At 36.0% G+C, this 23,686-nt stretch carries 17 protein-coding genes, 1 tRNA gene and 1 pseudogene; 10 read left to right on the top strand and 9 right to left on the bottom strand.

All coding sequences use genetic code 11. From position 1 onward, the window contains the following. On the bottom strand, positions 1–467 hold a 467-nt coding region (locus ACFIMW_RS06685; protein ID WP_375608556.1), incomplete at its 3' end, for a YdaU family protein. 167 nt (positions 468–634) lie between these two features. Between ACFIMW_RS06685 and ACFIMW_RS06680 the strand changes: the two genes are divergently transcribed. Together ACFIMW_RS06680 and ACFIMW_RS06675 are read left to right on the top strand one after the other, a co-directional pair. Next, positions 635–1,351 carry a hypothetical protein gene (locus ACFIMW_RS06680; protein ID WP_375608555.1) on the top strand — a complete coding sequence of 239 codons (717 nt, stop codon included), beginning with the start codon at positions 635–637 and terminating at the stop codon, positions 1,349–1,351. A 102-nt stretch (positions 1,352–1,453) separates the two neighbouring features. Next, positions 1,454–1,789 (top strand): annotated as a pseudogene (locus ACFIMW_RS06675) (transcriptional regulator); the annotation flags it as partial. Between the two features lie 1,318 nt (positions 1,790–3,107). Here the strand turns inward: ACFIMW_RS06675 and ACFIMW_RS06670 are convergent. After that, positions 3,108–3,184: transfer RNA gene (locus ACFIMW_RS06670), tRNA-Arg, on the bottom strand. Positions 3,185–3,448: 264 nt separating this feature from the next. Here ACFIMW_RS06670 and ACFIMW_RS06665 point away from each other — a divergent pair. Together ACFIMW_RS06665 and ACFIMW_RS06660 are read left to right on the top strand one after the other, a co-directional pair. After that, positions 3,449–4,222 carry an NAD kinase gene (locus ACFIMW_RS06665; protein WP_375608554.1) on the top strand — a complete coding sequence of 258 codons (774 nt, stop codon included), beginning with the start codon at positions 3,449–3,451 and terminating at the stop codon, positions 4,220–4,222. A gap of 146 nt (positions 4,223–4,368) precedes the next feature. Next, positions 4,369–5,763, top strand: coding sequence for a DEAD/DEAH box helicase (locus tag ACFIMW_RS06660; protein WP_375608553.1), 1,395 nt, complete (start codon positions 4,369–4,371; stop codon positions 5,761–5,763). 60 nt (positions 5,764–5,823) lie between these two features. On the opposite strand, the gene gltX (ACFIMW_RS06655) is transcribed toward ACFIMW_RS06660, so the two are convergent. From gltX (ACFIMW_RS06655) to ACFIMW_RS06625, 7 genes are all read right to left on the bottom strand, one after another. Next, a complete protein-coding gene (gene gltX, locus ACFIMW_RS06655; protein ID WP_375608552.1) occupies positions 5,824–7,197 on the bottom strand; it encodes a glutamate--tRNA ligase in 1,374 nt (457 codons plus the stop codon). 10 nt (positions 7,198–7,207) lie between these two features. Next, positions 7,208–8,869 (bottom strand): NAD+ synthase, encoded by a 1,662-nt coding sequence (locus ACFIMW_RS06650; protein WP_375608551.1) that lies wholly within the window; start codon positions 8,867–8,869, stop codon positions 7,208–7,210. A gap of 118 nt (positions 8,870–8,987) precedes the next feature. After that, a complete protein-coding gene (locus ACFIMW_RS06645) occupies positions 8,988–10,367 on the bottom strand; it encodes a class II 3-deoxy-7-phosphoheptulonate synthase (protein ID WP_375607195.1) in 1,380 nt (459 codons plus the stop codon). A 68-nt stretch (positions 10,368–10,435) separates the two neighbouring features. After that, on the bottom strand, positions 10,436–11,827 hold the full coding sequence (gene gor, locus ACFIMW_RS06640) for a glutathione-disulfide reductase (RefSeq protein WP_375608550.1): 1,392 nt from the start codon (positions 11,825–11,827) through the stop codon (positions 10,436–10,438). A 198-nt stretch (positions 11,828–12,025) separates the two neighbouring features. Continuing rightward, the gene (locus ACFIMW_RS06635) at positions 12,026–12,595 is read right to left on the bottom strand and encodes a DUF2059 domain-containing protein (RefSeq protein ID WP_375608549.1); all 570 of its coding nucleotides are present in this window, start codon (positions 12,593–12,595) and stop codon (positions 12,026–12,028) included. Positions 12,596–12,701: 106 nt separating this feature from the next. Beyond that, positions 12,702–13,406 carry a ribose-5-phosphate isomerase RpiA gene (rpiA, locus tag ACFIMW_RS06630; protein ID WP_375608548.1) on the bottom strand — a complete coding sequence of 235 codons (705 nt, stop codon included), beginning with the start codon at positions 13,404–13,406 and terminating at the stop codon, positions 12,702–12,704. Positions 13,407–13,867: 461 nt separating this feature from the next. Further along, positions 13,868–16,144 carry a ComEC/Rec2 family competence protein gene (locus ACFIMW_RS06625; protein WP_375608547.1) on the bottom strand — a complete coding sequence of 759 codons (2,277 nt, stop codon included), beginning with the start codon at positions 16,142–16,144 and terminating at the stop codon, positions 13,868–13,870. A gap of 111 nt (positions 16,145–16,255) precedes the next feature. Between ACFIMW_RS06625 and gltX (ACFIMW_RS06620) the strand changes: the two genes are divergently transcribed. The 6 genes from gltX (ACFIMW_RS06620) to ACFIMW_RS06595 all read left to right on the top strand — a co-directional run bounded on the left by gltX (ACFIMW_RS06620) (position 16,256) and on the right by ACFIMW_RS06595 (position 23,625). Next, positions 16,256–17,686: a glutamate--tRNA ligase gene (gene gltX / locus ACFIMW_RS06620; RefSeq protein WP_375608546.1), complete on the top strand. Its 1,431-nt coding sequence runs from the start codon at positions 16,256–16,258 to the stop codon at positions 17,684–17,686. Positions 17,687–17,950: 264 nt separating this feature from the next. Next, on the top strand, positions 17,951–19,246 hold the full coding sequence (gene gltA / locus ACFIMW_RS06615; protein WP_375608545.1) for a citrate synthase: 1,296 nt from the start codon (positions 17,951–17,953) through the stop codon (positions 19,244–19,246). A gap of 874 nt (positions 19,247–20,120) precedes the next feature. Beyond that, positions 20,121–20,873 carry a transporter substrate-binding domain-containing protein gene (locus ACFIMW_RS06610; protein WP_375608544.1) on the top strand — a complete coding sequence of 251 codons (753 nt, stop codon included), beginning with the start codon at positions 20,121–20,123 and terminating at the stop codon, positions 20,871–20,873. Positions 20,874–21,366: 493 nt separating this feature from the next. Then, entirely contained in the window at positions 21,367–22,119 is a 753-nt protein-coding gene (locus ACFIMW_RS06605; RefSeq protein ID WP_375608543.1) for a transporter substrate-binding domain-containing protein, read from the top strand. A gap of 79 nt (positions 22,120–22,198) precedes the next feature. Beyond that, on the top strand, positions 22,199–22,918 hold the full coding sequence (locus ACFIMW_RS06600) for an ABC transporter permease (RefSeq protein WP_375607204.1): 720 nt from the start codon (positions 22,199–22,201) through the stop codon (positions 22,916–22,918). Next, positions 22,918–23,625 (top strand): ABC transporter permease, encoded by a 708-nt coding sequence (locus ACFIMW_RS06595; protein ID WP_375607205.1) that lies wholly within the window; start codon positions 22,918–22,920, stop codon positions 23,623–23,625. The genes ACFIMW_RS06600 and ACFIMW_RS06595 overlap by 1 nt, the downstream gene beginning before the upstream one ends. The last annotated feature ends 61 nt before the right edge of the window (positions 23,626–23,686 follow it).

Below are 23,686 nucleotides of genomic sequence, written 5' to 3'. Positions count from 1 at the left end.
ATATTATTCTTATTCTGGTTCTTTATAGCTAGATTTTGCTTGTCGTTTGCTTCAGCAAAAAAAACGTTTTGCTTATCTTTTGCTTCAGCAAAATTATTAACATGTTGTTTTGTATTATTTTTTGCTTGCGCACCTTTTTTACCAGCTTCACTACGAACTTGCGATATGTGCTCTTTTTTATCAGAAAAATCTTTTAGTTCTTCTTCAACGCGCGTATTCCACAATCCATTATCTGTCTCAACAAGTTTATCATTCCTCATTAAGTATTCGACAATAGCTGCAAATTTTTTCTGCGAACAATTGCAAGCACGTGAAAGCGTTTCAAAATCTTCTTTAATTGGTGCTTTTTTATCGTACATGCGTACAATAAGCGTTATATAAACGCCCCGTTGTTCCAACGTCATCCCATCTGTACCACTTATCCAGTCATACAAATGGAATCTTATCCATGGCATACCATTAGACATGCGCATCCCCTTTTTTTATTAAATATAAATTAGTGATCATAGTCCCCCCCTTAAGGCTGTTGCGTATTTATACGTGCGCTATGACAGAGCGTGTTGTGATTGCCTGTCTTGCAAAAATGTTTTTGAAAAAGTAACCTCCCAACGATTCTAAAAAAGTGGGGGGAGTTATGATGCAAGAATGGATAAAGATATTTCTTACAGGTTTTTTGTCATTTATTGCATCTCTTTTAGTGGCTCTTATTTTAAGAAATAAAAACCGCAAAGAAGCTGACAAAATCCGCCAAGAAGATTTAGAAAAATCTGCAAAAAAACGAGAAGAAGATTTAGACAATATAGAAAGGCAATTAGAACAGCTAAAAAAACAAGCTGAAGCCGCAAAAGAGCACGTCTCCATTTTATGGGCAGAAAAACAAATACGAGACTTAGGTCCAAAGTTGAAGGTTACTATGAAAGAGTCAACAGCATACAAATATGACAAAGACTTCTTCATAGAGGTAAATGGCATCATAAAAAATCCTACAGAGCAAACAATGAGAATAAATAATTTTCGGTTATATAACGAAAACCCATTTGCGTTTGATAAAGGTGCTCTTTTGGGAAGATATCCAATGCATTTAGAACCAGAAAATGAAAAGTATATACCCTTAAAAAGTCTTTTTGTAGCAGATTTAAAAACACAGGAGATCTTCGATTTTTTTAATTTAGATGCATCTGAAGAAACAGAATTTTCTTTCACAGTTCGCCACCTAAAACCAGATATCGTAAGCACACCAATCTTTATCATTGAACACACTTCATCAAATCATGCAGAGAAAATACTTGAAACTATTTTTTGGCCCAGCTTTTTACTGCCACTCGAGGAGAATAGTCTCAAAAGCGGTTAATTTTTTCCATTAAATCTTTTTGTGTTTGAATTAAATCTTCTTGTTTACGTATTATGTTTTCCATTATTTTATCTGTCTCTTTTTCATGCGTTTCCGTCATTAGGTGAAGGCGAAATGCTTAGTGACATGGCAAAGGCGAAAGCAGCTGGTTTTAAAGCACCCACCATTCCTGCTGGTCTCATGAAAAAGCTTGGTCGCATAGCTTATACAACCTATCGCGATGCAAATATAAAACTCCCTCCTGAAGATATAGCGGAACTCGCGGCGGAACTTTATGGAAAACTGCAAGAGCTTGTTCAAGACATCAAAGATAGCGAAGAAGTAGAGCTTATTTTACCTCTTTTAAAACTGCATTTAAAGCGTCAAATAGAGGCTGAAAATACACATCTAGTAACTACACATAGTAACTACACAAGATACGACTTAATGCCCCTTTAAATATGAAAAATCGATATGAAAATCTTTTTACATTAGAAAAATTACATAACTATTTGATTTACAATTATATATTGCCTCTAAAAATAGATAACCATCAATAGGTGAAAATCTTTTTTGCTTTTTTTGTCATTTTGGGTTGATTTTGGAGTCAATTGAACTTTTAGATTGTTTTTTTCAAAGGGTCTTCAAAGGCGGTTTTCTGGGCTTTCACAGACTTTTTAAAAATCTTCAAAGACCTTTCAAAGATCATTTAAAATCTCTTTAATACGTCTTTATTTTTTTCTCTTAAAGGTCGCAATTTGAGATGATAAGTTCTTGAGCCGGAGTCACATTATTTGAGAAAAAGCGTATATAAGATGTGTTCATCTCTTCTAGAGTAAATTGACTGAAAATTTTTCCATGTCCCAAGCACATTATTCAGATATATTATTAAAGAGAGAAACGTTTAAGCAATTTGGTCAAGTTATCCCTATTCCTCTCTCCCACCCAAAGTGCAAGGTGCACCTTTGATTTTCTATTTCCTTCACACGCAATTTCATTGTGATCTGAACTTGATTTAGTTTGAAGACATTGCGCAATCTGGCAAAGCATTCACCAATCTAATCCCCCATTCATATCAAAAGCCATAGCCGCTTTGGCAGCATAAATGCTAAAAGCTTTTAAATACTGTTCGTAAATCCCAGCTTTGCTGACACGGGTCATCAGTTCTAAATTTTTCCCTAAATTCCGATTTTTGCAATTTTAAGTGTCAAAATAGATTTTGATAAAACGCGCACTGAATGGTAAATAACTATAAGAACAATGAATTATCGCGTATTCTTATCTAATCTCAACTCTTCCAACTTAGTACAAAGCCTTATGTAAAAACCACAGCGATTTTGAAACAATTCAAATCTTAACGATTATTATTTCCTTAACTGGTGGTATTTCTCATCGGCGTTTCATCTCAGCATAGCTCTAAGAATAAAAGCGGATTGAACTATCTATTTTAATGACCAGAACAATATATTTAGCGATCTACTATCAACATCGCCAGATCAGTTGTACAATAACATATTGAATTAATATGTATTTTTATATTATAAATATTTATAGTTAAATTGAAAGCACATTTAGATAATCTTGCTTTTTTATCTCGATGTTCAAAATGACTAAGCGAAAAATTATATATGCAACTGTAAAATTTTACTTCTCTTAAAATCATTTACTTATTCGCTAAAAAACTTAATGAACAACTCAAATGACCATTTTCATAAAGAGGAAGTCTGCTTCTTTTTGGAGAATGTTGTTATTTAGGATGATATGAAATTGAAAAGTTTGGTGCACCCGACAGAATTCGAATCTGTGACCTCTGCCTTCGGAGGGCAGCGCTCTATCCAGCTGAGCTACGGGTGCTCCACACCGATTATTAAAATCAGTTATGGTCTTTTAACTAATCATACTCTTAGCTTCAATGCTAAATTACCATTCTAATAAAAAAATTACTCGTTTGTAATTTATCTAACGACGCATTCCTTTTACTTTTTAATGATATTTTACCTTGAAAGAACTTTTTTGTCTTCAACACTCCTTTTATTATTAAAAGAGCTTTTATTACAACTTCAAAACTTTCAAAAAATAAGTTACAATATAAACTGTAAGTATCAGGATAATTTCTAAATGATTACATTACCAAGTCGCTTTCATTTTGTTTCCGCAGAAACTGAGGAAGCTCTCAAAGCTACCCATAAATTAATTTCCGTTTATGGTCATTCTTCTCTGGAAGAAACTGATATTGTTGTTGCAATCGGTGGTGATGGGACAATGTTACAAACCGTACGGGACGTCATGAATACAGGCAAACCCATTTATGGCATGAATCAAGGTTCTGTAGGATTTCTTATGAATGAATTTCATGAAAAAAAATTACCTAATCGTATTGCTGTCGCTCATAGAAAAGAAATCCATCCCCTGCGCATGATTGCAAAAGCTGAATGTCAAGAATCTATTGAAGCTCTTGCAATTAATGAAGTATCTCTCTTTCGGCAATCTTATCAAGCAGCAAAAATTCGTATCACCATTGATAACAACGTGCGCATGGAACAATTAAATTGTGATGGTGTCCTCGTCGCTACACCAGCAGGATCAACCGCTTATAATTTATCAGCACAAGGACCTATTTTACCCCTTATGGCCCCCCTTATGGCTCTTACTCCCGTTAGTCCTTTTCGTCCTCGACGTTGGCATGGAGCATTGCTTCCTAATACAGTAACAGTGCGCTTTGATATGCTTGAACCTGACAAACGCCCTGTTAACGCTGCTGCTGATAATGTTGAAGTTAAATCTGTCCATTCAGTTACTATTTCAATGGCAACAGAAGTAACAGCTTCAATCCTTTTTGACTCAAATCATTCATGGGATGAACGCATTTTATCAGAACAATTTCGCTATTAATGATTGTATTGTGCGTTTTATGTGTATATGGTTGTTATAGTTAGTTTTTTTGTGAAAGCATCTTAAAACTCTTTAAGAGTGGGGGATATTGGTTATACTCATCATTTAGATAGCGAAATTAAAATCACAGAGCAATTGATAAAAAAATGATACCATCTTTAAACAGTTTTGATGATTTAGGTCTTTCCGCAAAGGTTGTTAACGCCGTAAAATCAGCGGGATATACAGCTCCAACACCTATTCAAAGTGAAACAATTCCTCACGTCCTTCAAAGAAAAGACGTTCTAGGAATCGCTCAAACGGGAACAGGTAAAACCGCCTCTTTCGTATTGCCTATGCTCACTCTCCTTGAAAAAGGTCGTGCAAGAGCACGAATGCCCCGTACGCTCATCTTAGAACCAACAAGAGAAATTGCAGCTCAAGTTGAAGAAAATTTTGATAAATACGGAATAAATCATCGTTTAAATGTTGCTCTTTTGATTGGTGGGGTATCTTTTGAACTCCAAGATCGCAAACTTGAACGAGGAGCTGATGTTCTTATAGCAACACCAGGGCGCCTTCTTGATCATTTCGAGCGCGGTAAATTGCTCCTGATGGGCGTTGAAATCCTTGTTATTGATGAAGCTGATCGCATGTTGGACATGGGCTTTATTCCTGATATCGAACGCATCTGTAAACTAACACCTTTTACGCGTCAAACTTTGTTCTTTTCTGCAACAATGGCACCAGAAATTACAAAACTAACGAAACAATTTTTACATGCTCCGGTATCTGTTGAAGTTACAAAAGCTTCCTCAACAGCGACCACAATTACACAACGGCTTGTTAAATCTGGAAATAAATCATGGGACAAAAGAGCAGTTCTACGAGAACTTATCCAAAATGAAGGTGCCGAGCTTCAAAATGCTATTATTTTCTGTAATCGCAAGAGGGATATCTCTGAACTTCTTAGATCACTCATTAAATATAACTTTAGTGTAGGTGCATTGCATGGGGATATGGACCAATATTCACGTATGAACACCCTAGCCGATTTTAAAAATAATAAACTTACACTTCTGGTTGCTTCTGATGTTGCTGCCCGTGGTCTCGATATTCCAGCCGTAAGCCACGTATTTAACTATGATGTTCCTACACATGCTGAAGACTATATCCATCGAATTGGTCGTACAGGGCGTGCAAATCGTAGCGGAAAAGCTTTTACAATTGTCACAAAAGCTGATCAAAAATATATCAATGCCATTGAGGAAATGAGTAATGAAAAAATTGAATGGCTCAATGGAGATCTCTCAACTTTAATAGCCGATGATCAAACAGAAGATATTGTTGTAAAGAAAAAATCATCAAAGAAAACTGCTCCAAGAGAGCCTGTTGCTCACACTAAAAAATCTGCAGAAGAGAATAAAACAGAATATATCAAAAATGCAAATAATAAGGAGAAGCCATCTGAGCAACAACGCTCACGAAAAAATAAGAATTACACGCCCCTTGGATTTGGTGATGATATTCCTGCATTCATGCTCATAAAAACGCGTAGATAGACTCGCCCTTTACTCTCTGTAAGCATAAAGCAAATAAAAGATGCCTTTTAAAAGTTTCTCTTATTTCTTAGAGAGCCTTTCTATTACCTTTTCACGCCCTAAAAGCTGCAAAAGCTTTCCCATTTCAGGTCCATGATCCATGCCCGTAAGTGCTTGACGTAATGGCATAAATAAAGACTTTCCTTTCCGACCTGTTTTTTCTTTTAATGCTGTTGTCCAAATTTTCCAACTTTCCTCATTCAAAGCACCTTCAGGTAAGAAATCGAGTGATTGACGCACAAATGCACGATCCTCTAGTGCTACTGTATCAAAATTTTGTTCATCATGAATGATTTTCCACCACAAAACAGCATCATTGACTTTATCAATATTGCGTCTTATCGCGTTCCAGAAATATTCCGCCTTATCTCCCTCAATAGAAAGTTTTTTAAGTCGTATTTGAACTTCTTCATAGGTTAGTTCATGGACAAGATGACTATTCAAAGAAAGAAGATCAGCAATATCAAATTTTGCAACGGATCTTGACGTATCTTGTAAATTAAAATGTTCTAAAAGCGTAGCTTGATTGGGATAGGGATGCACATTTTGCGATGTCCCAATCAAAACGGCAAGGCATTGAACAGCTATAGATTCAAATCCTTCTTCCCGTAGAGAACGAATAGAAAGATCATTATTACGTTTTGAAAATCCTTTTCCTAAAACTGTCGCCAATAAATTGGTATGAGCAAAAACCGGTAATTCTGCATTAAGAGCTTTAAAAAGAGCAATTTGAGCGCCTGTATTTGTAATATGATCATCCCCGCGAATAATATGCGTAATAGCCATATCTACATCATCAACAATAGACGGCAATGTATAAAGATAGCTTCCATCTTCACGAATAAGAACAGGATCTGAAAGAGAAGCCAAATCAATCGTCTGCTTCCCCTTTATCGCATCATTCCAGCAAACTTCTGTTCGCTTTGTTTGCAAAGGATCACTTTCAAAATTAGGAAGAAGAAAACGCCAATGGGGTTTACGACCTTGAGATTCAAAGCTTTTTTTCTCTTCTGCCGTCAATTTTAATGCTGCACGGTTATAAATAGGAGGCAATTTGCGTGAAAGCTGAATTTTACGACGCCGCTCTAATTCTTCTGCAGTCTCATAACAGGGATAAAGAAGCCCGCGTTGTTTGAGAATTTCCGCAACTTCATCATATCGATTAAATCGCTTAGATTGGTAATAAATTGAATCTGGTTGAATACCAAGCCATTCAAGGTCAACAGCAATAGCATCAATATATTCTTGTTTAGAACGTTCAACATCTGTATCATCATAGCGCAAAATAAATTCTCCTTTATGCGCTTGCGCATAAAGCCAATTGAAAAGTGCAATACGGATATTGCCAATATGAATATAACCTGTTGGAGAGGGAGCAAAACGAACTTTAACCATAAAATAATACTCAATTTTTATCGCGAAAATGATTGACTATGGGATAGCGACGATCGCGTCCAAAACTCTTGTAACTGATTTTTACACCGGGTGCAGATTGTCGTCTTTTATATTCGGCACCATAAAAAAGCTGTTCAACTTTCTCAACAGTTTCCCGTGAATGCCCACGTTTAACAATATCACAAATACTCATGTCATTTTCTACAAGAGATTGCAATATATCATCTAAAATAGGATAAGGGGGAAGAGAATCTTCATCTTTTTGATTTTCTCGCAGCTCTGCAGAAGGCGCTTTTTCTATAATATTGGATGGAATGACAATTCCTTCTGGTCCTCTCAAATTGTGAAAGTGATTTTTATTGCGCCATTCAGCTAATGCGTAAACCTGCATTTTATAAATATCTTTAAGAGGATTAAATCCGCCATTCATATCCCCATATAGTGTTGCATATCCTACAGCCATTTCTGACTTATTGCCTGTCGTTACCACCATTGATCCGAATTTATTCGAAAGAGCCATCAAAAGTGTACCGCGTATGCGACTTTGAAGATTTTCTTCTGTTACATCAGAGGGTAAGCCCAAAAAAACAGGTGCCATTGTCTTTAAAAAAGCCTCAACAGGTTGTGCAATCGGTATGATTTCATAATGACATCCTAAAAGATCAGCACATTTTTTGGCATCTTTTAATGATTCTTGCGAAGTATAATGATAGGGCATCATAATGGTGCGAACCCTCTCAGCACCAAGAGCATCCACCGCCATTGCCGCACACAGGGCTGAATCAATTCCTCCTGAAAGACCAAGAATAACATCCTTAAAGCCGTTTTTATTAACGTAATCTTTCAAGCCTAAAACACAAGCTTGATAATCGGCTGCTAATCCATTGAGAAGATTTTCATTAGGACCTGAAACACAGTTCCATCCCGTCGTTGTTCGTTGCCAATGGCTCAAAGCAATCTGCCTTTCAAAGTGTTTCATTTGAAACACTTTTTTGCCTTGCCCATTCAAGGCAAAAGACCCGCCATCAAAAACGAGCTCATCTTGACCACCAACTTGATTAGCATAAATAATTGGTACCCCAGATCGTAGAGCTTGCGTATGAACAACATCTATACGTTTTAAAGTTTTATTACGATAGTAGGGAGATCCGTTAAGGACGAGAATAATTTCCGCTCCTTTATCTTTAAGCTCTGTACTCAGAGAGAAATCATTCCATAGATCCTCACAAATGACTATTCCTAATTTGATTCCATGATAAACAATAGGCTCAGGACGTGGACCTGAAGAAAACAAACGCTTTTCATCAAATTCGGCATAATTAGGTAAATCAAACTTTAAGCTTTCAGCAATAACTCGCCCTTCATCAAGAAGCATGAGACCGTTATAAACATTGCCATTACGCCTTAATGGAAGACCAATGACAATTCCTGGTCCGCCTACGGTTATTTTTGCTAAATTTTTAACAGCCTCTTCACATGTTTTTGTAAAAGCAGATTTTAGAACAAGATCTTCTGGTGAATAAGCGCTTATAAAAAGCTCCGATAATAAAACAAGGGCAGCTCCCTCTTCTTTAGCCTTTTGATGTGCCATAACAGCTAGAGAAAAATTCCCCTCAATATCACCGACAATAGGATTTAATTGGGCAATTGCTACCCGAAAATCATTTTTCATAAGTCTTTTTATCACTTCATCAGTTTGGCAACCACAACTTTATTTTTAATCATCAGAAACATCGCTTTTTTTAAAATTCTCTTCTGTCATATGACCTAAAATATTAGGTAAATTTTTGCTATCCACCAGTGGCAATTGCTAACGGGTCAGTGGCACGATTTTTTTTAAGGAGTTCCGCAACAAGAAACGCCAATTCTAACGATTGATCTGCATTTAATCGTGGATCACATTGCGTATGATAACGATCAGACAAATCGTCCACAGAAATAGCATGTGCCCCACCGGTGCATTCAGTGACATCACGACCTGTCATCTCAATATGAATGCCTCCTGGATAAGTTCCCTCTCCATGATGCACAGCAAAAAAATTCTCTACTTCTTTTAAAACATAATCAAAGGGACGCGTTTTATAACCACTAACAGTAATTGTATTGCCATGCATTGGATCACATGACCATATAACCGCACGCTTCTCGCGTTCAACGGCGCGGATGAGTTTAGGTAGATAACTTTCAACCTTATCATAACCAAAGCGCGTAATAAGGGTAAGCCGACCTGGCTCGTTTTCAGGATTTAGAATATCAATTAATCTTAAAAGCTCATCAGGCTCAATGGAAGGGCCACACTTTAATCCTATAGGATTTTTGATACCACGACAATATTCAACGTGAGCATGATCAATCTGACGTGTACGGTCTCCAATCCATAACATATGGCCAGATGTTGCATACCAATTTCCTGAAGTTGAATCAATTCGCGTCAAAGCCTCTTCATAACCAAGTAAAAGTGCTTCATGACTGGTATAAAAAGATGTTTCACGCAATGAAGAATGCGTTTTGGATGTAATCCCTATAGAACGCATAAAATCAATTGCTTCAGAAATACGCTCTGCCAATAATTCATAACGTTCCCCCTGCGGACTGTTAGAAACAAAACTCAACATCCATGTGTGAACATTTTCTAAATCAGCATAGCCACCTTGTGAAAAAGCACGCAAGAGATTAAGTGTTGCCGCAGATTGGCGATAAGCCATGGACATCCGTTGCGGATCCGGAATACGAGAATCGGCTCTAAATTCAATGCCATTAATAATATCCCCCCGATAAGCAGGAAGATCAATCCCTTCTTTACTTTCGATATCAGAAGAGCGTGGCTTTGCAAATTGACCAGCAATACGACCAATTTTAACAACAGGCTTAAAACTACCAAAGGTTAAAACAATCGCCATTTGCAAAAATACACGAAAAAAATCACGAATATTATCAGCTTCATGTTCTGCAAAGCTTTCGGCACAATCACCACCTTGCAATAAAAAAGCTTGGCCTTTCGCAACGGCTGCTAATTCATTTTTTAAATCACGTGCTTCACCGGCAAAAACTAAAGGAGGATAGCTTCTCAGTTTTCGTTCAACATTTTCTAACATAGACTTATCTGGATAAGTCGGAACTTGTTTAATTGGCCTTTCTCTCCAAGAGTCAGGCACCCATTCTTTTATCATTATACTCTCTCTAAAGACTAAACTTACAGCTTGGCATATCAAAAACTTTTCACCAAAATATATGCTGTTTAACTTTCTATTTTCTTCCCATTTTCATATATATAACTTGGTTTATACATCGTTACCAATTCTTCTGCCATCGTTGGATGCACTGCCATCGTTTCATCAAAGATATCCTTCGTTAGCTTACCCTTGAGAGATATCCCTATAAGCTGTGCCATTTCACCAGCATTTTCCCCTAAAATATGAGCGCCCACAACAATACGGCTTTCACCATCAACAATGAGTTTCATAAGCATTTTCTCTGAAATACCAGAAAGAATATTACGCATAGGACGAAAAACTGTACGATAAATTTCAAGACGCTTATAATGCTTTACCGCCTCCTCTTCTGAAAGACCAACCGTTCCAATCTCTGGTTGAGAAAAAACTGCCGTTGTAATTAAATCATAATCAGGTGTTGTGGGAATATTCTCAAATGCTGTCTTAACAAAACACATTGCATCATGAATCGCAACGGGTGTTAATTGAATATGACCTGTTACATCACCAACAGCCCAAATATGGGGGATATTTGTTGTCATTTTCTCATCAACAACAACTGCACCAAATTCATTAACTTCTATACCTACTCTCTCAAGTCCTAAACCAGCAGTATTGGGCATCCGTCCCGTAGCTAACAGAACTTGGTCAGTGCTGATCGTTTGCCCATTTGATAAAACAATATCATAACAGTTTTCGGCAGCCTGTACTTTAGAAATTGTTATGCCATAGAGAATAGAAATCCCTTTTTCAATCATTGCATCGCTGAGCAATTGCCGCAAATCATGATCAAAATTACGAAGGATTAAATCACCGCGATGAAGGAGTATTGTTTTTACACCTAATTCATGAAAAATATTAGCAAATTCAACACCAATATACCCTCCACCAACAATCACTATTGATTTTGGGAGTTGATTAAGGTCAAAAATCTCATTAGAAGTAAGGCAAAATTCACCGCCTTCTATGGACGTATTTGGTGCAAGTTTTGCCCCTGTTGCAATCAAAATTTTTTCTGCACTTACCCGCTCACCCGTGGCAGAAAGCTCTAATGTGTGATCATCTATAAAAGTAGCACGACTTTCATAAATATGCACATTGTTATTTTCTAATCCCTTACGATACAGGCCTTCTAACCTTGATATTTCTTTATTTTTAGCTGCAACCAACTTTTCCCAGCTAAAAATTGGATCCGCATATTCCCACCCAAAACCAACACTTTTCTTAAATTCTCTTACATATTGTGATGCATAAACATAAAGTTTTTTGGGAACGCAACCACGAATAACACAAGTGCCCCCTATACGATATTCCTCTGCTATAGCTACCCGCTTGCCAAGACCTCCAGCAAGCCGTGCTGCACGCACTCCACCAGAACCACTTCCAATAACAAATAAATCAAAATCAAAAGAACCCACGAACTAATCCTTCTCATATATCTACAAACAATAGGCTAAGATCATTTATTATCAAATAAAAGTCTTTTTTCTTTTGAAGAAGCATTTTAAGCAATATTCTTAAAGGGTTTATTCTTATTAAAATATTTAAAACGGCGGGAAAACCGCCGCTATTAAAAAAATCAGAAATTGCCCATTGTTGTCATAATATCAATCAAGCTATTTTTTATTTTCTGAAGATTCTGATTTTATAGGCATATTTGTAGGCATAGTAGAATTATTCAAATTAAGTGTTTCAGACATCTCTTTTTTCACATTTTCTACAAGATCTTGCATAAGAGCAGAACGCCATACATCAAATGCAGAATAGGAATCACGTGCAATATTGGGAACTTCTGTCAAAAACTTTTTACCGGTGTCAGAATTATAAAATGTTGTTATCGCATCAAGCTCTTTTTGAGTAAAATATTTTGCATATACATGAGCAATCTCTTTTTCTAGATCAGAGCGCCTTTTAATTAAAGCAAGCGCCTGCTTATCAACAATATCAGAAATAGCTGTTGCCAAATTCGGATCATCGCTGATCAGTTCATTTTTGAAATCATGGACTGCATTTGGTAAAAAGCTATCAAATTGATCCGTTGCATGAATAGCTCTGATTGCCTTTCGCGCTGAATCTAAATGTTGATCACTCACACCTTGTGCATGAACCATTCCAATATTCACAACAAAAATGGTAATTGCACCCCAATATGCGACAAAACGCGGAAAAGAAAATATTATTCTCATTTAATGATTACCCTGATAGTTAATTATAATTTAAATTTGTTATTCTACCTAAAGTCTTTAAGACCCTTTTTTATTGTGCTAGTATATCATCATGTAAATGTCTTTTCTAAAAATCAAATGGTTCTAAAACTTTTGTTTGTCCATCAGCCATAGCAACAATTGCACGTGAAGCCAACCCCAAAAAAAGACCATGCTCAACAACGCCAGGAATGGCAAGAAGCGCCTCTGATAATAATTGGGGTTGCAGAATGCATCCCCAAAATGCATCAAGAATAAAATGACCACCATCTGTTTCAAAAGGATTTTTTCCATTCATTCGCAATATAATGTCTCCAGAAAGTCCGAAATCATCAGCAATTTTTTCGATGGCTTTGCGTGTTGTATGGATACCAAATGAATTAACTTCAATCGGTAGTGCAAAAGCACCAAGTCTTTTTACTATCTTTGTTTCATCAGCAATGACAAGCATTTCACGGGATGCCGATGCCACAATTTTTTCATATAACAATGCTCCACCTCCTCCTTTAATAAGCATCATCTGAGGACCAATTTCATCTGCTCCATCAATATCAAGATCCAATTCAGGTATTTCTTCTAAAGTGCTAACAGGAACTCCAAACTTACGACAGAGCTGTTCAGAATATCGTGAGGTAGCAACACCAGTCACACGCAGACCATCCGCAACACGCTCACCAAGAAGACGAATAAATTCATTGACTGTCGAACCAGATCCGATACCAAGCCGCATACCATCTTCAATAAATTCAAGCGCTCTAACAGCTGCCATTTTTTTTAACTGCTGAACATTCATGAATGACTTTACCTTTTATCCTCAAGCAGTACTCACTCCCCCTATTACCACCGATAATAAAAGGTAACTACCTGACTCAATCTTCTAAACTTACCGTTATTTTTTGCTTGAACAGATGTTACTCGTTATAGAAATATATGATAAGAATAAAATAGAATAATCAACAATTATCTTTTTTATTTCTTTGAGAAGATTTGTTAGCATTTTTCTCATTCAATAAAAATTTTTGATTTACCTTATGCTATCAATAGGATGCACAAAGATACACATATCAATTTTTTTGAAAAATTTAAAATGATCAGATATAAAAATCATCTATTTCTAGAAAACTGTAGATTATTATCTCATTTTCAATGACGTTGATAAATTTACCAATCTAAATACCGTAAAATATTATCAAAAAAGTCTTCTATTCTTTTCTGTTTTGTCATCGTCCAGATATGAAGAAAAATGCGATTAAATTATATATTTTTTTGTGCATACCGTCTATGCATATTCCATGGTCTATGAAACCCTAGAGAAGACCAAATAATATCCCCACTTTTGGTCATCATCACGCTTCCTCGTGATAACAATTGTTGAGGGGTAAATATTATTTTTGCCTTCTTGTGACATACTGGATTATGCATCGCAATTGTAAATGTCTGAATGAGAATATCTGCCTCTACGCATTGATCTGTTTCTCTCTGTAAAACGATCACTTTTAATCCATTATCCAATAAGGATGCACAGACATGACGATCACAAATAAATTGTCCATGCAATGAAGGCCCATATTTTGTTGGTTTAATCATTTCATTCACACGGAATGACTTTTTCCATATGGATGACGTTAATTTAGAAATATGGTAACGATCAATATATAATTTTTTATCATGGATAACACCCACCAGACGCATATTATCTGCGATCATCAGTTGTACAGGTGAATGCATCACACAAATACAAATACCAACCAAAATAAAAAAACTAAAAAAGAGCCTGATAGGTGTTTTGCAAAAAGTCAATCCAACCAAGCCTATACTCAGTAAGATCAACGCAGATAACGGCATAAAACCAGGATTCAAATCAGGAGAAATAGCCTTGATAGCATGTGCAATCTTTATCACAAGATCAACTCCAAACCCCATAATTTGAAGGGGAAGCCATTCAAATCCTCCTAACATTGCAAGAACTGCGATTAATCCAAAGGGAATGACAAAAATTGAGATGACAGGCAAAGCAAAAGCATTACTGATAATGCTCAAAGATGCCATATTAGAAAAATGATAAGCAGCATAAATTCCACTTGCACTCCCTGCAACAAAGGAAGAAGCACACGTTGAAAGAATCGATAAGAAAACAAAATTCATCACTCCTCCTCCAACATAAGAGGGAGTTGTTTTTCTTTTACGAAAAAATGATCTTCCACTCCACCAATCAAAAAAAGCGATCAAAGCAGCAGTCGCAGAAAAGGACATTTGAAAGCTAGGACCTAATATTTCATGGGGTGTCATCGCCAGAGTTATCAACCCTGCAATGGAAAAATTACGCATTGTTATAGCAGAGCGATTACACAATATAGCAACCAACATAACAGCAATCATCACAAAACTTCTTTGCGCTGATATTGCTAAGCCCGACAATAACAAATAAAAAGCTGTTATCATAAACGCAACGATAGCAGCAAACTTTTTACTGGAATAATAGGAAGAAAAAACTGGAAAAAATGCTAAAAAACTACGGATACTCAAAAGAACTATGCCGCTTAACAACGCCATATGTAAACCTGATATTGATAAAATATGGGCTAATCCAGCTGTACGTAATGCTTCATTTGTCTCATTTGAAATACCAGCACGCTGCCCTGTTATGAGGGCAGCTGCAACACTCCCCTTTTCTCCTTCAAGGGCTATACGGATTCTTTGTGTCATCTTCGTGCGTAAATTTTCAATTTTCTGTAGAATGATAGCGAATATCCCATCAGGCTGAGAAACGGATATTTTTCTTGGTTTTCCTAAATAAACGCCTTGTGCCCCAATTCTTTTAAAGTAATTATGAAAACTAAAATCGTAGCCTCCTGGACGCACCGGCCCAGAGAATGCACGCATCTTCACTTTTCCATGCAGTCCATCACCAATCGCTAAGCCAGATGGCAAATATTTTGCCGATAAACGAACACGATGAAGACTATGGCGTAATATGGGCTTTTCTGTACTCAAAATATCCAAAACTAAACGAAATCCTCCTTTGGCACCTGACTCAATAGAAACAATTCTTCCCGTCAATGTAGTGACAATGTCACTGCCTAACATGGGTGTTGCAATACGCCACGTTTCTATTTTTGCCGCTAAAGTACCCAATATAATACAAAACAGAAATCCCACGGGAATCCATATTTTTGGATAAAAACGTGCACCATAGAATATTCCCAGAAAAATACTGACCAATGCCCCCAATTGTCCCCAACTTGGTTCCCACTCTAAATGAAAATAGAAAATGATTCCTAGGGCAAAAAAGACTAAAATCAGCGAAAAAAGGATACCAAAAGCAACCTCTTTATTAATACAATCTTCTAACCATTTGCGAAAAAAAATGATTACTTCTTTTAAGAGTGTCAATAAAAAAAGTTTTTGTTGGTTATAGCTACCGTTCTTTGCATCATCATATCTAGAAAAAACACTCTGCCCTATCTGACATGGCTTTTTTCTTTCTGTAACAGATTTTTCGGATAAACCCTCTTTACTTTTATAAAACATCAGTCCCCCACTTTAACTCGCAATACGGCTATTGCACGCCCCATCACTTATGCTAACATAACCTTTCTATAAAGTTCCATAAGTAATATCTCAATTTAAAGGAAAATATTCGTGTCTGTTATTACCCGTTTTGCCCCTTCACCCACAGGTTTCCTTCATATTGGTGGCGCTCGTACTGCTCTTTTTAATTGGCTTTATGCAAAACATACCGGTGGAAAAATGCTTCTACGAATTGAAGATACAGACCGGGAACGTTCAACAGAAGCAGCTGTAAAAGCCATAATAGATGGCTTGCATTGGATGGGTCTTAACTATGATGGCGCCCCTATTTCGCAATTTGAACGTGCAGAACGTCACCGCCAAATCGCCGAGCAGTTGGTCAAGAATGGCAAAGCATATTATTGTTATGCTTCACCTGAAGAATTAGCTGAAATGCGTGAAAAAGCCCGTACAGAAAGGCGCCCGCCCCGTTATGATGGACGTTGGCGGGACCGTGATCGTTCTGAAGCTCCTAAAGGTGTTAAACCTGTTATTCGCATCAAAGCCCCTCAAGAGGGAGAAACCATAGTACATGATCTTGTTCAAGGTGATGTTCGTTTTCCTAATAAAGATCTTGATGACTTTATTATTTTGCGTTCTGATGGTTCGCCTACCTATATGCATGCTGTTGTCGTTGATGATCATGATATGGGCATCACACATATCATACGTGGAGACGATCATCTTACCAATGCAGCCCGACAAATAATCATCTTTAAAGCAATGGGATGGGATATTCCTGTTATGGCACATATTCCTCTTATCCACGGTGAAAACGGCGCAAAATTATCAAAGCGGCATGGGGCGCTCGGTGTTGATGCTTACCGAACCATGGGATATCTTCCTGCTGCTTTGCGCAATTACCTTGTCCGTTTAGGGTGGAGTCACGGGGATGACGAACTTATATCACTTGAAGATATGATTTCTTGGTTTGATATTGAGGATATTAACAAAGGTGCTGCTCGTTTTGATCTCAAAAAGCTCGATTCCATTAACGGACACTATATGCGCATGAGCAATGATCAAGAACTTTTTGATGCCGCTCTTGATATTCTACCAGAAACCGATAAGGGAGCACAAACCATTGAAAGACTTGATGAAAAACGCCGTGTTCAATTTTTAAAAGCAATCCCACATTTGAAAGAACGTTCAAAAACACTGTGCGAGCTGATTGATAATGCCGCCTTCATTTTTACGCAACGACCATTACAGCTTGATGAAAAAGCACAAATGCTCTTAGATAAAAATGGACGAACCATTTTAAACGCTCTTTATCTTGCCCTGAAAGCTTGCCCCTCTTGGGATACAAAAGCTTTAGATGAAACTCTTCGCTCTTATGCCCAAACAGAAAATCTTAAATTTGGATCTATCGCCCAACCACTTCGCGCAGCTCTTACAGGACGCGCAACATCGCCAGGAGTTTTAGATATTCTTATTTTATTAGGACGCGATGAATGCCTTCATCGTATCAAAGACCAACTTATCAAAAAAATATACTCATGATATGTACTGAATATATCTCCTCAAATAGATCTCTATACAAATATTTCAACGCAATCTAAAAGAGTTTTTTATGTTATATCATTGAAATACAATTTGTATTGAGTAATAATGATCGCTAAGGAAATATTTTAGATTGCATGTACTCACTTTTAGAGGCAATCTGCCCTTAGTATAAGTAAGAAAAGCTTCAGTTATTGTATATCTCCTACTCTGATGAAGCAGAGTCTTAATTTTTAGAAGCGAAGGATCTGAAAGGAATACCGAATGTCTGAGAATAACGCACATCTTATTGTGAATGATAAAAAAGTAGAACTTCCCCTGCGTAAAGGCACAAGTGGACCTGAAGTCATCGAAATTGCTTCTCTCTACAAAAAAACCGATATTTTTACTTATGATCCTGGTTTTACTTCAACAGCTTCTTGTGAATCAAAAATTACTTATATTGATGGTGATAAAGGCATATTGCTTTATCGTGGTTATCCTATCGACCAATTGGCTGAAAAAGGAGACTTTCTCGAAAGTTGTTATCTTCTCCTTTATGGTGAACTCCCAACACAGAAAGAAAAAAACGACTTTGATCGATGTATTATGCAGCATACCATGGTCCACGAGCAGTTTTCACGTTTCTTCCACGGCTTCCGTCGTGACTCTCATCCCATGGCCGTCATGGTTGCCTGCCTTGGCGCTATGTCTGCGTTCTATCACGACTCTATTGATATTACAGATCCTCACCAGAGAATGATTGCTTCTGTACGTCTTATCTCAAAAGTTCCAACGCTTGCTGCTATGGCCTATAAATACAGTATCGGACAAGCCTTTGTTTATCCACGCAATGATCTTAGTTATGCTGCAAATTTCCTCCATATGTGTTTTGCTGTTCCTTGTGAAGAATATAAAATAAATCCAGTGCTTGCCCGAGCGATGGATCAAATCTTTATCCTTCATGCAGATCATGAACAAAATGCTTCTACATCTACAGTGCGTCTTGCTGGATCCTCAGGTGCTAATCCGTTTGCCTGTATTGCAGCAGGTGTTGCATGCCTTTGGGGACCAGCACATGGTGGTGCCAATGAAGCATGTCTAAAAATGCTACAAGAAATAGGTTCTATTAAAAGAATTCCTGAATTTATTGCACGTGCAAAAGATAAAAATGATCCTTTCCGCCTTATGGGCTTTGGGCATCGTGTCTATAAAAATTATGATCCACGTGCAAAAATCATGCAAAAAACTTGTCATGAAGTTTTAAAAGAACTCAACATTCAAGATGACCCGCTTCTTGATATTGCAATAGAGCTTGAAAAAATTGCTTTAAGTGATGAATATTTTATTGAGAAAAAGCTTTATCCCAATGTTGATTTTTATTCCGGCATTACATTAAAAGCTTTAGGTTTTCCAACCGAAATGTTTACTGTTCTTTTTGCATTAGCACGCAGTGTTGGGTGGGTGGCACAATGGAAAGAAATGATTGAAGACCCTGCCCAAAAAATTGGTCGTCCTCGACAACTTTACACAGGTTACGCTATGCGTGACTATGTTCCTATGGATGAACGTGTAAATTAAAGAGATAAATCAATCAATAAAGCTTCAATTTACTGAGGCTTTATTGAAAGTGATCAAAAAGCATCCTTTAAGGATTTTTATAAAACCTCATTTTAAAGCTCTTTCTCGCCAGAGAACATCATTATAAAAATTTACGAAAAAATTCTAAATTTTGGCTCTGTCAATAAATTGATAATACTCTTTTGAAAATTAGCTACACATTTAGTAAAAAAAATTGAAAATTTTACCCTATAATTCTCATTATTTTCAATGAAGCGTATTTTCTATGATTCCCTCATATTTAAAACCCTTATTACATATTAAAACTTAGCAATGTCAGAATTTTTCTTTCTATCTTCTTCAAATACAGTAGATTAGAATGAAAATGAAATGCACTCTTAAAATTTGCTATGCAAAATGACTCTTTCTATAAGAATAGCTATAAAGATCAACTTGTTATAATGATTATATCCTATACAGGCATTCATCTTAAACATCATCGGCTAAAATCAAACTTCTTAGAAGAAAATCTTCACAATCGTTAGAAAATAAATTTATTTTGACATTCTGCATTTCATATAAAAAGTGGAAATAATAATATTTTATCCTGTTAAGGACTAAAATTTTCTTTGTATTTAAATTAATAGTTTTTCTTTTAAAGATAATTTACTGATTTTTAAATAAAATTATTAAAATTCATTATATAAGCGATAAGAGGTTTACTTCTTTCCTGTATTTTCTATTCCCATGCTTGATAAAAATAAATTATTTTTTTGATAATAATATCCAGCATAATGAAAACAACTCAATTTTTTACATTGCTCCCAAAGAGCTTAAAGATTATAAAAATGCATAATGGTTTCATATTTGCCAGCTTATCTAATAGGAGAACATAATGAAATTATTAGCAGGAGCTCTTATAATAAGCGCGACACTGTTTACCCTATCGGCCAATTCTCAAACGCTGAAAATTGCAAGCGATGCTTCTTATCCGCCATTTAGTTATATTGACTCAAATAATAAACTGCAAGGATTTGATATTGATATAGCTTATGCACTTTGTAAAAAAATGAATATTGAATGCACTATCGTCGTACAAGACTTCGAGGGAATGATTCCCGGACTTATTGCCAAAAAATACGATGCTATCATTTCTTCCCTTTCTCCTACAAAAGAGCGCTTACAAAAAATTGATTTTACAGATCCTTACTACAATACAGTACTCGCTGTTATTGTTAGCAAAAATTCGGGAATTAAAGAGATCTCAACACAAAGCTTTAAAGGTAAAAATCTTGGTGTACAATCAAATACAACACAGGCTTCATATTCAGAAGACCATTATGCCTCTGGAGAAGTGAATATCAAACTTTATCCTACAGCAATAGAAGTTACTCGTGACCTTTTAAGCCATCGGCTTGATATAATCATCTTTGATAAATTAAAAGCATTAAATTGGCTTGAAAATGAAGGAAAGGATTGCTGCGAGCTTCTAGGAACTTTAGAAGAAACAAAATTTCCTATTGCAATTGCACTCCGTCAAAATAATACTGATCTTAAAAATAAGTTCAATAAAGCAATAGAAGAAATCCGCGCCGATGGAACCTATGATGAAATTATGAGAAAGTATTTTGCATTCGATATCGATTAAATATCACTATGAATTAAACTTGAAGCTTTATATTTAAGGAATATTTTCAAACTCTTTGTTGAACATGCAAGTATGATTGAAAACCCAGTATTTTTATAAGAAAAATTTATATTTATAAAAAGTTAATTTTTAATTGTTTCTCGATATTTAAACCTTTCATGGAATCTAATAATAATTGAGATTGTATTTTTATTTTATAAAAATCTAATTTTTTCTTCATGTTCAAATTGAATAGCCTTATTTTGCAAGAAAATTTCTCGATTTTTATTTATGAGATAATGCAAAGCACTCATTTTATGAAAATTAAGCCATCATAAAAGCAATAAGATATTCATTTTCTTTAAATCAATAAAAAAGATAATTTTTTGATAATAATCTGCAACATAATGATCTAAAATAAACGCCGATAAATTTTTGCATTGCTCCCAAAAAGCTTACAGATTATAAAACGTGACGATTTCATATTTGTCCGCTTATCCAATAGGAGAATATCATGAAACTATTAGCTGGAGCTCTTATAATAAGCGCCGCGCTATTCGCCCAATTGGCTGATGCGAAAACATTAAAAATTGCGAGTGAAGGCACCTATCCTCCTTTTAGTTATATTGACTCAAATAACAAACTGCAGGGATTTGATATTGATATATCTTATGCACTTTGTAAAAAAATGAATGTTGAGTGTACTATTGTCACGCAAGATTTCGAGGGAATGATCCCCGGACTTATTGCAAAAAAATATGACGCTATTGTTGCTTCTCTCTCTCATACACAAGAGCGTTTACAAAAAATTGACTTTACAGATCCTTACTATGACACAGCACTGGCTGTCATTGTTACTAAAGATTCAGGAATTAAGGAACTCTCAACACAAAGCTTTAGAGGTAAAAATCTTGGTGTGCAATCCAATACAACACAAGCTTTGTATGCGGAAGATCATTATGCCTCTAAAGAGGTAAAAATCAAACTCTATCCTTCCACAATAGAAATGAATCGTGACCTCTTAAATCATCGACTTGATATGATTATTGTTGATAAATTAGAAGCGTTAAATTGGCTTAAAAATGAAGGAAAAGATTGCTGTTTCCTCCTAGGAACTCTGGAAGAAACAAAGTTTCCTGTTGCAATTGCAATCCGTCAAAATAATAATGATCTTAAAAATAAGTTCAATGAAGCAATAAAAGAAATCCGTTTGGATGGAACTTATGAGAAAATTATGAGAAAATATTTTACAAATGATGTTTATTAAATATCAATGTGATATTTAAATGCAACCTACTGTCTATTTCTAAAAAACATTATCTAACTCTTTCATGAGGAACACAAGAATGATTGAAAATTTAGCATTGCTATCATTTAGCAATGGTGGATGGGGAGCGGTTATACTTTCCAGTGCAGGAATGACATTGTCATTGGCGTTGTGTTGTGGCCTTCTAGGGCTTCCCTTAGGTCTTCTCAATGCAGTAATGATTCGATCCAATATTAAGATAGCTAAAGCTCTAGCACGTCTCTTTTCAACGGTATTTCGTGGATTACCAGAGCTTTTAACTCTGTTTTTAGTTTACTATGGATTACAAAATCTTATTCAAAATGCCTTTGACTATTTTAATCTTGAAATCATGTTCAGCATCAATGCTTTTGTTGCTGGTGTCCTTGCACTCAGTCTGGTTTTTGCAGCTTTCTCTTGTGAAGTTTGGCTTGGAGCATTTAATATTTTTGATAAAGGTCAATATGAAGCTGCCAAAGCTTTAGGCCTTTCACGATCAACCACATTTTTTCGTATTGTCTTCCCTCAGCTCATCCGAAATGCCTTACCAGGACTTTCTAATAATTGGCTTACTTTACTGAAAGATACATCCCTCGTTTCAACTATCGCGCTTGTTGACCTCATGCGACAAACGAATTTAGCTGTCGCGGCAACCAATAAACCCATGCTATTTTATCTTGTAGCATGCTTACTCTATTTATTATTTTCAGCGTTTTTTTCTACAATATTACGCTATGTGGAAACATACACTCAAATAGGCTATAAAAAGGTGCTAGGTTAATGATTCCGGAGTGGCTTTATTTCCTTTTTAATCCTGATCTTTTAAGCCGTTATGGCCCCAAATTTGTTGATGGCTTTATTGTTACTGTTGAGCTTGTTTCTATTTCTTGTTCTCTTGGTTTTTTCCTTGGTATGCTTATCGCTTTTGCGCGTTTATCAAAGAATACGTTTTTACAATATTTCGCAAATGCTTATGTCTATTTTTTTCGCGGCTCTCCTTTGTTAGCCCAACTCTTCCTTTTTTATTATGGGCTTGGTTCAATGAACAATTTTTGGCAACAGGTTGGTCTATGGTGGTTTTTTCAAAACGCGTGGTATTGTTGTCTTTTTATTTTTACACTCAATTCTGCTGCCTATCAATCTGAGATCTTTAAAGGAAGTTTTTTATCCGTAACAACTGGGCAACGTGAAGCATCAAAAGCTTTAGGTTTAAGCAACTCTGTCACATTTTTTAAAGTTATTCTTCCACAAGCAATGATTATAGCATTACGCCCTCTAGGCAATGAGTTGATTTTAATGATTAAATCCAGTGCCATTGCCTCACTTATTACTGTTTATGATTTAATGGGGATTGCTAAACTCACTTATTCACGTACATTCGATTTTCAAGTTTACGTTTGGGCAGCCCTTATCTATCTTTTTATTGTTGAACTCATTCATCGTTTTATTGTTTTTATCGAACATCGCCTCACTCGATATTTACGATAAATAAATGATCATAAAAGAACTTTACCAAATCAAAATGTTGAATTAATAAATTCATTCATCA

The organism is Bartonella sp. AC329YNZD (genome assembly GCF_042196685.1).
Lineage (GTDB): Bacteria > Pseudomonadota > Alphaproteobacteria > Rhizobiales > Rhizobiaceae > Bartonella.
The sequence above is the reverse complement of the archived record's forward strand: the minus strand, read 5'-3'. Positions and strand labels throughout refer to the sequence as shown.